The 13,846-nt window shown below is 68.4% G+C and carries 14 protein-coding genes; 4 read left to right on the top strand and 10 right to left on the bottom strand.

Features of this window, described 5'->3' with window-relative positions:
* Positions 1-2 precede the first annotated feature (2 nt).
* Positions 3-950: a methyltransferase gene (locus VF716_RS09935; RefSeq protein ID WP_440552615.1), complete on the top strand. Its 948-nt coding sequence runs from the start codon at positions 3-5 to the stop codon at positions 948-950.
* Positions 951-1,020: 70 nt separating this feature from the next.
* Here the strand turns inward: VF716_RS09935 and VF716_RS09930 are convergent, their stop codons facing one another.
* The 4 genes from VF716_RS09930 to VF716_RS09915 all read right to left on the bottom strand — a co-directional run bounded on the left by VF716_RS09930 (position 1,021) and on the right by VF716_RS09915 (position 4,866).
* Complete coding sequence (locus VF716_RS09930) at positions 1,021-1,953, bottom strand: AEC family transporter (protein WP_061373710.1); 933 nt, start codon at positions 1,951-1,953, stop codon at positions 1,021-1,023.
* A 118-nt stretch (positions 1,954-2,071) separates the two neighbouring features.
* A complete protein-coding gene (locus VF716_RS09925; RefSeq protein ID WP_013981338.1) occupies positions 2,072-2,590 on the bottom strand; it encodes a hypothetical protein in 519 nt (172 codons plus the stop codon).
* Between the two features lie 59 nt (positions 2,591-2,649).
* The gene (locus VF716_RS09920) at positions 2,650-3,822 is read right to left on the bottom strand and encodes a zinc-dependent alcohol dehydrogenase (protein WP_011911384.1); all 1,173 of its coding nucleotides are present in this window, start codon (positions 3,820-3,822) and stop codon (positions 2,650-2,652) included.
* A gap of 183 nt (positions 3,823-4,005) precedes the next feature.
* The gene (locus VF716_RS09915) at positions 4,006-4,866 is read right to left on the bottom strand and encodes an NAD-dependent epimerase/dehydratase family protein (RefSeq protein WP_011911383.1); all 861 of its coding nucleotides are present in this window, start codon (positions 4,864-4,866) and stop codon (positions 4,006-4,008) included.
* Between the two features lie 131 nt (positions 4,867-4,997).
* Between VF716_RS09915 and VF716_RS09910 the strand changes: the two genes are divergently transcribed.
* The 3 genes from VF716_RS09910 (at position 4,998) to VF716_RS09900 (ending at position 9,474) form a co-directional block, all read left to right on the top strand.
* Positions 4,998-5,918 carry a hydrogen peroxide-inducible genes activator gene (locus VF716_RS09910; RefSeq protein ID WP_013981335.1) on the top strand — a complete coding sequence of 307 codons (921 nt, stop codon included), beginning with the start codon at positions 4,998-5,000 and terminating at the stop codon, positions 5,916-5,918.
* Positions 5,919-5,922: 4 nt separating this feature from the next.
* The gene (gene recG / locus VF716_RS09905; RefSeq protein WP_213918413.1) at positions 5,923-7,995 is read left to right on the top strand and encodes an ATP-dependent DNA helicase RecG; all 2,073 of its coding nucleotides are present in this window, start codon (positions 5,923-5,925) and stop codon (positions 7,993-7,995) included.
* Between the two features lie 75 nt (positions 7,996-8,070).
* Complete coding sequence (locus tag VF716_RS09900) at positions 8,071-9,474, top strand: aminoacyl-tRNA deacylase and HDOD domain-containing protein (protein ID WP_011911380.1); 1,404 nt, start codon at positions 8,071-8,073, stop codon at positions 9,472-9,474.
* A gap of 37 nt (positions 9,475-9,511) precedes the next feature.
* Here VF716_RS09900 and VF716_RS09895 read toward each other — a convergent pair whose 3' ends face one another.
* From VF716_RS09895 to gspH, 6 genes are read right to left on the bottom strand one after another with little or no spacing between them, the layout of a single operon-like run.
* A complete protein-coding gene (locus VF716_RS09895) occupies positions 9,512-10,030 on the bottom strand; it encodes a type II secretion system protein M (protein ID WP_019407387.1) in 519 nt (172 codons plus the stop codon).
* On the bottom strand, positions 10,030-11,160 hold the full coding sequence (gene gspL, locus VF716_RS09890; RefSeq protein ID WP_095460378.1) for a type II secretion system protein GspL: 1,131 nt from the start codon (positions 11,158-11,160) through the stop codon (positions 10,030-10,032). Before gspL ends, VF716_RS09895 begins: the two co-directional genes overlap by 1 nt.
* Positions 11,161-11,162: 2 nt before the next feature.
* Positions 11,163-12,152 (bottom strand): type II secretion system minor pseudopilin GspK, encoded by a 990-nt coding sequence (gene gspK / locus VF716_RS09885; protein WP_440552610.1) that lies wholly within the window; start codon positions 12,150-12,152, stop codon positions 11,163-11,165.
* Positions 12,149-12,862 carry a type II secretion system minor pseudopilin GspJ gene (gspJ, locus tag VF716_RS09880; RefSeq protein WP_045158146.1) on the bottom strand — a complete coding sequence of 238 codons (714 nt, stop codon included), beginning with the start codon at positions 12,860-12,862 and terminating at the stop codon, positions 12,149-12,151. Before gspJ ends, gspK begins: the two co-directional genes overlap by 4 nt.
* Positions 12,862-13,278: a type II secretion system minor pseudopilin GspI gene (gene gspI / locus VF716_RS09875; protein WP_108241249.1), complete on the bottom strand. Its 417-nt coding sequence runs from the start codon at positions 13,276-13,278 to the stop codon at positions 12,862-12,864. The genes gspJ and gspI overlap by 1 nt, the downstream gene beginning before the upstream one ends.
* Positions 13,275-13,844 carry a type II secretion system minor pseudopilin GspH gene (gspH, locus tag VF716_RS09870; protein WP_108241248.1) on the bottom strand — a complete coding sequence of 190 codons (570 nt, stop codon included), beginning with the start codon at positions 13,842-13,844 and terminating at the stop codon, positions 13,275-13,277. Before gspH ends, gspI begins: the two co-directional genes overlap by 4 nt.
* Positions 13,845-13,846: the final 2 nt, after the last annotated feature.

The raw sequence follows: 13,846 nt of genomic DNA, 5'->3' as shown, positions 1-13,846 counted from the left end.
CCATGACCATGGAAACTGCGCAGGACCGCGCATTGCTGCACCTGGGCCAGGCCCTGCGCGATCGCGGCTATCACTTCATCACGCCCACCCCGCTGACCCACGAACGGGTCAACCAGCGCCCGGAGAACGCGCTGGCCGACGACCTGCACGGGGTGTTCGGCTGGAGCCGGCCCTTCCAGCACGAGCTGTTGCCGGGCGCGTTGTTCAGTCTGATGGACCAGGCGCAGGTACTGGAAGCCTGCGGTTCGCGCTGGCGCTCGAAGGTGCGGCTGTCGAGCCTCGACGGCCAGCTGTTCCTGCACTCGGCATTTCCCACCAGCGCCAGCGACGCGGTGTTCTTCGGCCCGGATACCTACCGTTTCGCCAACGCCATCCGCTGCCATCTGAACCAGCACACCGGGATGATCCGCCGCGCGGTGGACATTGGCTGCGGCTCCGGCGCCGGGGCGATTCTCACCGCGCTGGCGCGGCCGCAGGCCGAGGTACTGGCGGTGGACATCAACCCCGAGGCGCTGCGCCTGACGCACATCAACGCGGCGCTGGCCGGTGCCGACAACCTGCGCGCCCTGCACAGCGACCTGCTGAGCGCGGTGGACGGCGAGTTCGACCTGATCCTGGCCAACCCGCCCTATCTGATCGACGCCGACCAGCGCGCCTATCGCCACGGCGGTGGACCGCTGGGCGCCGGGCTGTCGCTGGCGATCCTCGATGCGGCGCTGCAGCGCCTGGCGCCGGGCGGCACGCTGCTGCTGTATACCGGCGTGGCAATGCTGGACAACCAGGACCCCTTCCTCGCCGAGGTGCGCCGGCGCCTGCAGGGCGGCGCCTTCAGCTGGACCTATCGCGAAGTGGACCCGGACGTGTTCGGCGAGGAGCTGCTCGGCGGCGCCTACATCAAATGCGACCGCATCGCCGCCGTGGTGCTGGAAGTGACGCGACCAGCGTGCTGACAGCAGGGCGAAGGGTGGCCCGTGGATAACCCCGCCAGGCTTATCCACGCAACAAGCAAACGCACGCAGTTCAGACCGGCAACAGCAGCAGGATCAGCGACAGGGTCAGCAGCGAGCCGAGCGTCGAGTACAGCACCACCCGCGATACCCGCGAGCCCTCGCGGCCATAGAACTCGGCAAGCATGTACGGCCCGGTGCCGGTCGGTAGCGCACTCAGCAGCAGCGCCGAATAGGCCCACAGGGTCGGTAGTTCGAACACCTGAAACGCCAGGTACCAGGTGATCAGCGGCTGTACCACCAGCTTCAACCCCACCAGCGGCCAGACGCCCTGCACCCGACCGGCCGGCTGCGGCTGGGCGAGGAACAGGCCCAGCGAGACCAGCGCGCAGGGCGCCGCCGCTGCGCCCAACAACTTGAGCAGGGTGGCCAGCGGCACCGGCAGCTGTAGACCGCTGGCAGCCCATAGCGCGCCGAGCATGGGCGCGATCACCAGGGGGTTGCGCACCAGCGCCCCGCTCACCTTGCCCAGCGTGCGCAGCAGGCCCTGGCCTGCGTGCAGCCCGGTCTCCACGCAGGCCAGGGCGATGGCGAACAGCACGCAGACGACAATGATCGAAGCGACCATCGCCGGCTGCAGTGCCTCGTCGCCGAGCACCAGCATGCATAGCGGAATCCCGACATAGCCGGTATTGGCATAGGACGCGCCCAGCGCATCCAGGCTGGCATCGACCAGCGGCTGCTTCTGCAGCAGGCGATACGCAAGAGTGAAGGCGAACACGCCGAGGCAGCCGATGGCGAAGGCGGCGATGAACCCCGGTTGCCAGAGCTGCTCCCAGGTGGAGGTGGCGACGACGCTGAACAGCAGCGCCGGCAGGCCCAGCCAGACCACGAAACGGTTGAGTTCCGAAGCGCCGGTCGGCCCCATGCGCCCACTGCGGCGGCACAGGTAGCCGAGCAGGATCAGGGCGAAGACGGGCAGGACAACGTTGATGACCGAAGACATGGGCTCTCATCTGAAGCGTCGTCGCTGAGCCCAGCGGGCGGACGACCGGAACGGCCGGCCACCTTAACAAAAACTTCGCCGAACCGAGAGCGCAGGCGCCCCGGCTCGGCGCAGTACGTCAGTGCAGCGAGGGCGAGTAGCCGTTGGGTTCGGCGCGGGCCGCAGCGAATTCCGCCTCGACGCAGCCGCGAGCCTGCTGCGTGCCTGCGGGAAAACCGCTGCGATCGCTGTAGTCCCACTCGACCGCTGGCACCCGTTCGGCATCCAGACCCTTGGCGCAGCTCAGGTCCAGTGCGGTGATGCCGGCCACCGCCCCGGCGGCAATGGCCGCATTAGCCGGCTCGTTGCCGTGTTCGATGCTCCAGCCGAGGCCGGCCAGGTCCAGCGCGTCACCGCCGATACGGCCGTAGATCCAGGGCTTGGGATCATCCGCCAGCAGAATGCCGACGCCGGTGGCGATTTCGCGCAGACCGCAGGCACGGATCACTCCATCGCTGCCGGGCATGCCGATGAAACGCGCGACCTGACGCGGCGCCACCAGCTGGACGACGCCCAGGCCGATGCTGAACCAGCCCAGTCCCCGCGCCAGCGAGCGCGCCGAATGGTTGGGCCGGGTGACTTGACGTGGAATGCTCATAAGACTCCTCGCTCGATATCGTGGCTCGGCCGATCCCTACTGCAGGATCGGCGACCGGTTCATGGCTTCAGGACCACCTTGATGCAGCCGTCATGCTTGTCGCGGAAGGTCTTGTACATCTCCGGGCCCTGCTCGAGGCTGACGCTGTGGGTGATGACGAAGCTCGGATCGATCTGCCCCTCCTGGATGCGGTTGAGCAGGTCGTCGGTCCAGCGGTTGACATGGGTCTGGCCCATGCGGAAGGTCAGGCCCTTGTTCATCGCGGCACCGAACGGAATCTTGTCGATCAGCCCGCCGTAGACGCCGGGAATCGAGATGATCCCGGCCGGGCGGCAGACGTAGATCATTTCGCGCAGCACGTGCGGCCGGTCGCTCTCGAGCATCAGCGCCTGCTTGGCGCGGTCGTACATCGAATCGATCGAACGCGCCGCGTGCGCCTCCATGCCCACCGAGTCGATGCACTTCTCCGGACCCTTGCCGCGGGTCAGCTCCTTGAGCCGCTCGAGCACGCTTTCCTCGTCGAAGTTGATGGTGATGGCGCCGCCGGCGCGGGCCATGGACAGCCGCTCGGGCACGTTGTCGATGCAGATGACCTGCTCGGCGCCCATCATGATCGCGCTGCGGATGGCGAACTGGCCGACCGGGCCGGCGCCCCATATCGCCACCGTGTCGGTGGGCTGGATATCGCACTGCGCCGCGGCCTGCCAGCCGGTGGGCAGGATGTCGCCGAGAAACAGCACCTGCTCGTCGGTCAGGCCATTGGGGATCACCACCGGGCCGACATCGGCGTAGGGCACGCGCACATACTCGGCCTGGCCGCCGGCATAGCCGCCGGTGAGATGGGTATAACCATAGAGCCCGGCGGTGGTATGGCCGAACACCTTGTCGGCGATGTCCTTGTTGCGGTTGGTACGCTCGCAGACCGAGAAATTGCCGCGCCGACACTGGTCGCATTCGCCGCAGACGATGGTGAAGGGCACCACCACGCGGTCGCCGACCTTCAGCTTCTTGTTCGCCGAGCCGACCTCCATCACTTCGCCCATGAACTCGTGGCCCATGATGTCGCCGTGCTGCATGCCGGGCATGAAGCCGTCGTACAGGTGCAGGTCGGAGCCGCAGATGGCGCAGGAACTGACCTTGATGATGGCGTCGCGCGGGTCCTCGATGGAGGGATCGGGGACGTGGTTGTCGCAGCGGATGTCGTGCTTGCCGTGCCAGCGAAGGGCTCTCATGGACAATCTCCTGTCGGGTTTCGGAAACGCCGTCTCGGTGATTCTCCTTCTGCCTCGCTGTTGCTCCTCTGTCGGTGCGGCGTGCTGTCAAGGTTTTAGTAAGCAGCGCCGCACGAGAGTGCCCGGTTACCGACGGGATGCATGCCCGCCGCACCGCCAGAACACGAGCGCAACGGCGGCTGACTAGTGCCGATTGCGCCCGAGCGAGGCATAGCCGTCGCGGTAACTGGCGAACCTCGGCTTCCAGCCCAGCGCGCGGGCGCGGGCATTGCTGCAGCGCTTGCTGCCGGCGCGTCGGGTCATGCTCTGCTCGGCCCAGTGGGTGACACCCAGCCGCTCGCGCAGCCAGTCGACCACCTCGTGCAGCGGCGCCGGCTCGTCGTCGACCCCCAGGTAGCAGGACTGCAACGCGGTGCCGCTGGCGTCCGCCTGCAGCAGGAAGGAAAGAAGCGCGGCGGCATCGTCGCGGTGAATGCGGTTGCTGTACTGCGGCGGATCGCGCTCGACCCGCAGGCCGGCACGCACCTGGTTCTGCAGCCAGGGGCGACTCGGGTCGTACAGCCCGCCCATGCGCACGCAGGTGGCCGGCAGGCCGCAGCCGAGGGCCAGTTGCTCGGCCTCGAGCATGACCTGCCCGGTGAAGCCGGTCGGCTCGGTGGGCGAATCCTCGTCGATCCATTCGCCGTCGCGCTGGGCATAGACGCCGGTGCTGGAAACGAACAGCAGACGGCGCGGCTGCTGTTCGTGCTGTCGCAGCCAGCGAAGCACGTTGCGCAGCCCCTCGACATAGGCCTGGCGATAGCCGGCCTCATCATGCTCGGTGGCGGATGCGGCATACACCAGATAATCCAGCCCGCCGTTGGGCCAGCAGCGCGGACAGGTGGGATCGGTCAGGTCGCCCTTGACCGGCAGGATCGGCACCGGCAGCTCGGCGGCGTTGCGCCGCAGACCGTACACCCGCCAGCCGTCACGGCCGAGCTGCAGGCCCAGACGACTGCCCACGTCGCCGCAACCGGCGATCAATACGCTAAGGCGCTTGCCCATCTTCTGCTCCCTCAGTGGTACCCGAACGCGGGCCGTATGCATTGGAGTGTACCGGCTTTCCACGCATGCCACTGGTTGGTTAAGGGCTACGCAAAAGGCTATGCTTGCCGGCAATCTGATGGATGCTGACTATGACTCTGACCGAACTGCGCTACATCGTCACCCTCGCCCAGGAACAGCACTTCGGCCGTGCCGCCGAGCGCTGCCACGTCAGTCAGCCGACCCTTTCGGTTGGCGTGAAGAAGCTCGAGGACGAGCTGGGTGTACTGATCTTCGAACGCACCAAGAGCGCCGTGCGCCTGACCCCCGTGGGCGAAGGCATCGTCACCCAGGCGCAGAAGGTGCTGGAGCAGGCGCAGAGCATTCGCGAGCTGGCCCAGGTCGGCAAGAACCAGCTGGCCGCACCGCTCAAGGTCGGTGCCATCTATACCGTCGGCCCCTACATGTTCCCGCACCTGATCCCGCAGCTGCACCGCGTGGCGCCGGACATGCCGCTGTACATCGAAGAGAACTTCACCCACGTCCTGCGCGACAAGCTGCGCACCGGCGAGCTGGACGCGATCATCATCGCGCTGCCGTTCCAGGAAGCCGATGTGCTGACCAAGCCGCTGTATGACGAGCCGTTCTACGTGCTGATGCCCGCCGACCATCCCTGGACCGCCAAGGAAACCATCGACGCGGAGATGCTCAACGACAAGAGCCTGCTGCTGCTCGGCGAGGGGCACTGCTTCCGCGACCAGGTGCTCGAGGCCTGCCCGACCGTGCGCAAGGGCGAAGCGGCCAGCCATACCACGGTGGAATCCAGCTCGCTGGAAACCATCCGCCACATGGTCGCCTCGGGCCTGGGTGTGTCGATCCTGCCGTTGTCGGCGGTAGAGAGCCATCACTACTCCCCCGGCGTGCTGGAGATCCGCCCGCTGACGCCGCCGGTGCCGTTCCGCACCGTGGCGATCGCCTGGCGTGCCAGCTTCCCGCGGCCCAAGGCCATCGAGATCCTCGCCGACTCGATCCGCCTGTGTTCGGTAGGCAAGCCGCCGTCGGCGAAAGCCTGAGGCCATGAGCGAACTGGCGACCATTCCGGTCACCGCACTCAAGGGCGTCGGCGCCGCGCTGGCAGAAAAGCTGGCCAGGGTCGGCCTGGAAACCCTGCAGGACGTGCTTTTCCACCTGCCGCTGCGCTACCAGGACCGCACCCGCGTGGTGCCCATCGGCTCGCTGAGACCGGGGCAGGACGCGGTGATCGAAGGCATCGTCGCCGGCGCGGATATCGTCATGGGCCGTCGGCGCAGCCTGCTGGTGCGCCTGCAGGACGGCAGCGGCACGCTGAGCCTGCGCTTCTATCACTTCAGTCAGGCGCAAAAGGAAGCGATGAAGCGCGGCACCCAGCTGCGCTGCTACGGCGAAGCCCGTCCCGGGGCCTCGGGACTGGAGATCTACCATCCCGAATACCGCGCGCTGACCGGCGAGCCGGCGCCGGTGGAACAGACCCTGACGCCGATCTACCCGACCACCGAGGGCCTGACCCAACAGCGCCTGCGCAACCTCAGCGAGCAGGCGCTGAGCCGACTCGGCCCGCACAGTCTGCCGGACTGGCTGCCGGCGGAGCTGGCCCGCGAGTACCGGCTCGGCCCGCTGGATCAGGCCCTGCGCTACCTGCACCGGCCGCCACCGGACGCCGATCTGGAGGAGCTCGCCGAGGGCCGCCACTGGGCCCAGCATCGCCTGGCCTTCGAAGAGCTGCTGACCCATCAGCTGTCGCTGCAGCGCCTGCGCGAGCGGGTACGCGCCCAGCAGGCACCACAACTGCCGCCGGCGAAAAGGCTGCCGCAGCGCTTTCTCGCCAACCTCGGCTTCAGCCCCACTGGCGCGCAGCAGCGCGTCGGCGCCGAGATCGCCTATGACCTGGCCCAGGACGAACCCATGCTGCGCCTGGTGCAGGGCGACGTCGGTGCCGGCAAGACCGTGGTCGCCGCCCTTGCTGCGCTGCAGGCATTGGAAGCCGGCTATCAGGTGGCGCTGATGGCGCCCACGGAAATCCTCGCCGAGCAGCACTTTCTCAACTTCAGCAAGTGGCTGGAACCGCTTGGCATCGAGGTCGCCTGGCTGGCCGGCAAGCTCAAGGGCAAGGCCCGCGCCGCGGCGCTGGAGCAGATCGCCGGCGGCTGCCCGATGGTGGTCGGCACCCATGCGCTGTTCCAGGACGAGGTGGTCTTCAAGCGCCTGGCCCTGGTGATCATCGACGAGCAGCACCGCTTCGGCGTGCAGCAGCGCCTGGCCCTGCGCCAGAAGGGCATCGACGGCCGGCTCTGCCCGCATCAGCTGATCATGACCGCCACGCCTATTCCTCGCACCCTGGCGATGAGCGCCTATGCCGACCTCGATACCTCGATCCTCGACGAGCTGCCGCCGGGACGTACGCCGGTGAACACCCTGGTGATCGCCGACAGCCGGCGCCTGGAAGTCATCGAGCGGGTGCGCATCGCCTGCAACGAGGGCCGCCAGGCCTACTGGGTATGCACGCTGATCGAGGAATCCGAGGAACTCACCTGCCAGGCCGCGGAAACCACGTTCGAGGACCTTTCCGCAGCGCTCATCGGGCTGCGCGTGGGGCTGATCCACGGGCGCATGAAGCCGGCCGAGAAGGCCGCGGTGATGGAGCAGTTCAAGCGCGGCGAACTGCAGCTGCTGGTGGCCACCACCGTCATCGAGGTGGGCGTCGACGTGCCCAACGCCAGCCTGATGATCATCGAGAACCCCGAACGCCTGGGCCTGGCGCAGCTGCACCAGCTGCGCGGGCGGGTCGGCCGCGGCAGCGCGGCGAGCCACTGCGTGCTGCTCTACCACCCGCCGCTGTCGCAGCTGGGCCGCGAACGCCTGGCGATCATGCGCGAAACCTGCGACGGCTTCCTGATTGCCGAAAAGGACCTGGAGCTGCGCGGCCCCGGCGAGATGCTCGGTACTCGTCAGACCGGCCTCCTGCAGTTCAAGGTCGCCGACCTGATGCGCGACGCCGAGCTGCTACCGGCGGTGCGCGACGCCGCCCAGACACTGCTGGCACGCTGGCCGCAGCACGTCAGCCCACTGCTCGAGCGCTGGCTGCGTCACGGCCAGGAATACGGCCAGGTATGACAACCATCCGTCGCCGCAGCGTCCACGCGTGACGGCTTCGCTATACTCCGGCAGGTCACTACAACAGGTCCGCTTATGAATACTGCTGTCGACACCGAAAGCTGCTCCGAACTGCCCCTGCTGATCACCAAGCTGTTGAAAGACCTCGGTGTGGACTACCAGATCCAGCGCGACCGCCCCAATATTCCGGCGGCCCAGCGGGTCCAGGCAGTGCTGCTGGATGACAGCATCGGCGCCATGCTGGTGCTGTTCCCCCAGGACCATCTGCTCGATCTCACCCGCCTGACCGAGCTCACCGGCCGCGAGCTGGCGGCGGTCAAGCCGGAGCGACTGGCGCGCATGCTCGCCAAGCACGAGCTGAGCCGCCTGCCCGGCCTGCCGCCGCTGACCAGCTCGCCCTGCCTGTACGAAGAACGCCTGCTGCAGCAGCCGCGGCTGCTGGTCGAGTCCGGTCAGCCCGGCCTGCTGGTGGAAGTCGCCGGCGCCGACTTCAAGCGCCTGCTGAGCAAGGCCAGCGCCGGCAACTTCGCCGTGCCGCTGAGCGACATCCGGCCGAACCTGGACCGCCCGCACGACGACCGTGCGGAAATCACTCAGGCCGTGCAGAGCTTCACTGCGCGGCGCATCCAGAAGCGTCTGGAAGAAACCATCGAGATTCCGCCGCTGCCGCATACGGCGCAAAAGATCATCAAGCTGCGAGTCAACCCGGAAGCCACGGTCGACGACATCACCGGCGTGGTGGAAACCGACCCGGCACTGGCGGCGCAGGTGATCAGCTGGGCCGCCTCGCCCTACTACGCCGCGCCCGGGCGCATCCGCTCGGTGGAAGACGCCATTGTCCGCGTGCTCGGCTTCGACCTGGTGATCAACCTCGCCCTCGGCCTGGCGCTGGGCAAGACCATCAGCCTGCCGAACGACAAGCCGCAGGACGCCACGCCCTACTGGCAACAGGCGATCTACACCGCCGCGGTGATCGAAGGGCTGACCCGCGCCATCCCCCGCGAGCAGCGTCCAGAGCCGGGCCTGAGCTACCTCGCCGGGCTGCTGCACAACTTCGGCTATCTGGTGCTGGCGCACGTCTTCCCGCCGCATTTCTCGCTGATCTGCCGCCACCTGGAAGCCAACCCGCACCTTTCGCACGGCCATGTCGAGCAGCATCTGCTGGGCATCACCCGCGAACAGATCGGCGCCTGGCTGATGCGCCTGTGGGGCATGCCCGAAGAACTGGCGGCCGCCCTGCGCTTCCAGAACGACCCGGGCTATGACGGCGAGGATGCGGCCTATCCGAACCTGGTCTGCCTGGCGGTGCGCATGCTGCGCAACCGCGGTATCGGCAGCGGGCCGGACGCCGAGGTGCCGCAGCAGCTGTTCGATCGCCTGGGTATCACCCGCGAGAAGGCCAACGACGCCATCGCCAAGGTGCTCGCCGCCGAAGCCGCACTACGCGCGCTGGCCATGCAGTTCAACCCCTCGCACTGACCGGCTACCCGCGCGCAGGCGCCGCTGCCCCGCGGCCTCAACCGTTGCCGGCACGAAAGCTCACCCGCGCGTTGACCAGCCCCTCGCCGGCGCGCTCCAGGCTGACCTCGGTGACGCTCACCCCCTGCCCCTGCAGGGTGTCGAACCAGCGCAGCAGCAAGGCATAGGAGGCCCCGGGCAGGCTCACCTGCAGGCTGCCGTCGCTGCCGTTGTCGAAGCTTTCGATGGACAGGTTGCCCTGCTGCGCGCTTTCGGTGATCACGCCCTGCAGCTGCTCGGGCGCCAGTTCGACCTGATTGCTGCGCTCCATCTGCCGCGCCAGTTCGGTGTTCTGCTCCATGTAGGCGTGCAGCTCGCGCTGCGCCTGATAGTAGTCGCGCGCCGCGGCCGCCTGGCGCTGCGCCGGCAGCCACAGCCAGAGGTAGAACAGCACGGCGAGCAGAAAGGCGCCGAGCAGGCTCAGCGAGGTGCGCTCGCGCGGCGCCAGGCGTTGCCAGCGCTGCCACAGCGGCGAGTCGGCAAGACGTACGGCCAGTTGCTGCTTGAGATTCATCATCAGCCTCCGATCACCACGCGCGCACTGACGCCATCACCTTCGCGGCTAGCCGAGCCCAGCTGCACACTCTGCCCCGCATCGCCCAGGCGCCGGCGCAGGGTTTCCAGGGTGGCGAAGTCCATCGCCTGCACCTGCAGCGCCAGATCACCGCGGTCCTGGTTGTAGTCGAGCTGGCCGATGGTCACCGGAATGCCGTCTTCCAGTGCCGCGGCGGCGTGATCGAGCAGGCGCAGAAAGCCCGCCTGTCCACCGCTGCCGCGAGCCAGATGATCATCGAACTGGGCGCGCATGTTGACGATGCGGATGTCCTCCGGGAACAGCTCGCGATACAGCGCCAGGCTGGCCTCGGCGTAGGCGTCGCCCTGGCGCTGGAAGTACCAGGCCTGGCCCAGGTTGAAGCCCAGCTGCACCAGCAGGATCAGCCCGGCGACGGCGAACAGCGGTTTCCAGTAACCGAGGCCGGTATTGCCGACCTCCACCGCGAAATCACCCTGGGCGAGGTTGAGTGCCGCCGCACGCTGCGCGGCGAGAAAGGCATAGGGGTCGTCCAGCTGGCGATAGTCGTCCAGTGCCAGCGGCGGCTCGGCCACGTTGCCCTGGGCGTGCCAGGGTGCCGGGCAGAGCGTGGCGAGCTGCGGCCAGTCCACGGCGGCGAAGGCCAGCCGGGTCTCGCCTTCGCCACCGAGCAGGCCGCGCTCGCCGATGAATAGCAGCTGCGTCGCCTCGCGCGGCAACAGGTCGGCGTCGACATGGATCGCCACGATCATCAGCCCCAGTTCGCGCAACTGCTCCAGCCAGCCGGCCAGCAGCTGGCGGCGGATCGCCACGACGCGCTGGCGGCCATCCGGGAGCGTCTCGCCCACGGCCAGATGCAGCTCGTCGACGTTCTCGGCCAGCAGTTCCTCGGCGGCATAGGCCAGCGCCTGCTGCATCCAGCGCGCCTTGCGGGTCGGCAGGCTGATGGCGAAGAAGCTGCAGACCTCCGTCGGCAGGATCAGGCTGATGGCGCCGGCCGCGCTGCAGTCGCCCAGCGCTTGCCAGCGCCCGGGCTCGTCCTTGGGCAGCCAGTACACGCGGGTCTCGGCGTCGAGCCGGGCCGGGCAATCGGCGGGCAGGAAAAGGCAATCCATGGTTAGGGTCTGCTCCGGTTCGGTGAGGCCAGCCGGGCGGGCTGACCGAGGTTTCGCGCGAGCACGCGGACGCTGCCGTCCTGCTCGCGTTGCAGCAGGCTGACCAGCGCCAGCCGGCGGTCGCCCAGGCGCACTTCGCTGGTGGCCTGGAAGAATTGACTGCCAACCGCCAGCGCAGTGCCCTGCAGCGTGGTTCCGGCCATGGCCGGCTGCGCGAGGAAGGCGGCGCTGTTGCGAAACGGCGCGCTGCGCCGCAGCTCGACCAGCGACTCGGCGGCACCCAGGCTGAGGTTGTCGCTGAGGCTGGAGAGCACCATCGCGCTGGCGGTGTTGACGTTCAGTGGCACGCCACTCGGCAGCACGGCCACGTAGGGCGCCAGACGCTGGAAATCTTCCTCGCGCATGTCCAGCAGCAGGCGCAGCTCGGAGAGGTCGTGGAGCCGGCGTCCGGCGCTGCGATACGGCGGGTCGAGGCTGAGGTAGGCGTTGTCTTCGGCGCCCAGCTCGCCACTGGGCTGCTGGTCGGGGTCGAGCCAGTCGAGCAGGCGCTCCGGATAGGGCGCGCTGATCTGCAGGCGCAGCAGCAGCCGGCGGAACTGCTCGACGGCGGCGGGATTGGGCTGCTGATCGCGCAGCAGGTCGTTGAGGTTGAAGCGTCCGGCCAGATCCTCGATGCGCACCAGAATCTCGCCCTGATCGATCTCGAACGCCGGCAGCGGCTGGGCCCAGGGTTCCAGCAAATGATCGACGGCCGCTGCCTCACCACCGGGGCCCGGGTCAGCACCGGCGGCGGACCGCAGGTCACGGGCCAGGATGGCCTGCGCCAGCGCCTCGCCGCCCAGCGCGTAATGCCAGGCCTGACGCGCCTGCAACTGATTGCTGGTAGCGCGGATGCTCAGCTGCTGGCGCGCCACCATTGCCGCGCTGACCACGGTGACGATGGCCACCACCAGCAGCACGGTGACCAGCGCCACGCCGCGCTGGCGACTCATTGTGGCAGCTCCCCTTCGAACGGCTCGGGCACACCCTCGGCGCCGGGCAATGCCTGCTGCATCGTCTGCTCGGCGGCATCGGGCAGGCGCAGCAGACGGGTGATGCGGCCGTAGCGGGCGTGATCGACACTCAGCTCCACGGCGACCGGCAGGCGTTCGGCGGCGTTCTCCGGGCTGCCGCGGCCGAAATCGAACGGCGGCCATTCCTCGTGCCACACGGCCTCCTCGTCGAGGTAGCGCAGCTGCAGGCCCTGGACGTTGTCCAGCACGCGCTGCACGCGCGGTTCGCTGTCGATGTCGCGGTCCAGCACCACCCAGTAGACGCGCTCGAGGTTGTCGCCGGCCAGTCGCCAGCGCACCCGCTGCAGATTGGCACGGCGCAGGCCGGTGGGGTTGCGCCAGCCGGCGCGGGTCAACTCCAGTACCGGCGCGCCATCCTCACCACCCAGCTGGCCGATCAAGGCACTGCGCTCGTCGCCGAAACCGTCGCGGATCGGCCGCCCGACCACCTGCTGCAGGTCACGTTCGAAGGCCCACACCGCCCGGCTCAGCTCACGCAGCTGCAGTTCCTGCGCACGCACCGCCTCGTCGCTCTGCAACACCGCTTCGAGCATGCGATAGGTGCCCAGCCCCAGCAGCGCGAACAGGGCGATGGCGATCAGCAGTTCCAGCAGGGTGAAGCCGGCGTCGGCGCGCATGCGATCGATCATCAGGGCGCGGCTCCCGGCTCGACGCCGATGAAGCCGGTCAGGCTGGTGACCGCGCGCTCGGCCGGCGAGCCGCTGCGAGCGCGCGGTGTCTGCAGCGCGACCCAGACGGTGACGCGCAGCAGGCCCGGGTCGGCGCTGGCCTCGACTTCGCTGAGGGTCTGCCACTGGCGGCCGCCGAACTCCAGTTCCCGTGTCTCGCGGCCGATGGCAGGCGGAACCTGTTGCAACTGCAGTTCGCTGATGCGGTTGTCGGCGATCCAGCCGGCCAGGGTCAGTTCTTCCAGGCGTCCGGCATTGCTCAGGCTGCGCCCGGCGGCGGTGAGCACCACCGCCGAAACGCTGGCAAAGATTGCCAGCGCCACCAGCACTTCGAGCAGGGTGAAACCGCGGCCGGCCCTGGCCAGAGATGCTCTCATCGCCTGTCTCCGAGCGGCTCGGCCTCGGGCAGGCGGAAGCCGTCGCTGGCGATCAGCCAGGCGTCGCCGCCCGGCTTGCGCTCGGACAGGCGCAGACTGAACGGCGACAGCTCGCCGCTGGACAGTATCAGCAACTGAGGCTCCAGTTGCGGTGCGCGCCGTTCAGTCCGCTCGCCCTCGCGCGACAGCCCTGCACGGTCGTCCTCACGCCGGGTCGGCGCCACCAGTTCAAGCGGCGTGCCGTCCAGTTCCAGATCCAGACGCATCCACGCCGGCACCTTGTGCGTCTTGCGCCGCTCGACCTCCAACCAGCGCATGGCCGTCTCGTCATAGCGCAGCACGCGATACCCCTCGCTGTTGATCAGCAGACCGTACTCGCGGCTGTCGAGCACCGCCTCGTCGCTCATCACGCCGATCAGCGCCGCCAGCCGCCGCGCCTCGTCACGCAGTTCGCGCGAGGTACTGGAGCCACCGACGCTGAGCACCGCCACGCTGACCAGAATGCCCAGCAGGACGATCACCACCAGCAGCTCGATCAGCGTGAAGGCGCGGGCGCGCTGCCGCATCG

The organism is Stutzerimonas sp. Brlt_14, from assembly GCF_051948915.1.
GTDB classification, from domain to species: domain Bacteria; phylum Pseudomonadota; class Gammaproteobacteria; order Pseudomonadales; family Pseudomonadaceae; genus Stutzerimonas; species Stutzerimonas stutzeri.
This window is presented reverse-complemented; position numbering and strand designations above follow the sequence as displayed.

Coding starts and splice junctions, on each gene's coding strand:
- VF716_RS09935 (WP_440552615.1), top strand. CDS start 3: ATGACCATGGAAACTGCGCAGGACCGCGCATTGCTGCACCTGGGCCAG.
- VF716_RS09930 (WP_061373710.1), bottom strand. CDS start 1,953: ATGTCTTCGGTCATCAACGTTGTCCTGCCCGTCTTCGCCCTGATCCTG.
- VF716_RS09925 (WP_013981338.1), bottom strand. CDS start 2,590: ATGAGCATTCCACGTCAAGTCACCCGGCCCAACCATTCGGCGCGCTCG.
- VF716_RS09920 (WP_011911384.1), bottom strand. CDS start 3,822: ATGAGAGCCCTTCGCTGGCACGGCAAGCACGACATCCGCTGCGACAAC.
- VF716_RS09915 (WP_011911383.1), bottom strand. CDS start 4,866: ATGGGCAAGCGCCTTAGCGTATTGATCGCCGGTTGCGGCGACGTGGGC.
- VF716_RS09910 (WP_013981335.1), top strand. CDS start 4,998: ATGACTCTGACCGAACTGCGCTACATCGTCACCCTCGCCCAGGAACAG.
- recG (WP_213918413.1), top strand. CDS start 5,923: ATGAGCGAACTGGCGACCATTCCGGTCACCGCACTCAAGGGCGTCGGC.
- VF716_RS09900 (WP_011911380.1), top strand. CDS start 8,071: ATGAATACTGCTGTCGACACCGAAAGCTGCTCCGAACTGCCCCTGCTG.
- VF716_RS09895 (WP_019407387.1), bottom strand. CDS start 10,030: ATGATGAATCTCAAGCAGCAACTGGCCGTACGTCTTGCCGACTCGCCG.
- gspL (WP_095460378.1), bottom strand. CDS start 11,160: ATGGATTGCCTTTTCCTGCCCGCCGATTGCCCGGCCCGGCTCGACGCC.
- gspK (WP_440552610.1), bottom strand. CDS start 12,152: ATGAGTCGCCAGCGCGGCGTGGCGCTGGTCACCGTGCTGCTGGTGGTG.
- gspJ (WP_045158146.1), bottom strand. CDS start 12,862: ATGATCGATCGCATGCGCGCCGACGCCGGCTTCACCCTGCTGGAACTG.
- gspI (WP_108241249.1), bottom strand. CDS start 13,278: ATGAGAGCATCTCTGGCCAGGGCCGGCCGCGGTTTCACCCTGCTCGAA.
- gspH (WP_108241248.1), bottom strand. CDS start 13,844: ATGCGGCAGCGCGCCCGCGCCTTCACGCTGATCGAGCTGCTGGTGGTG.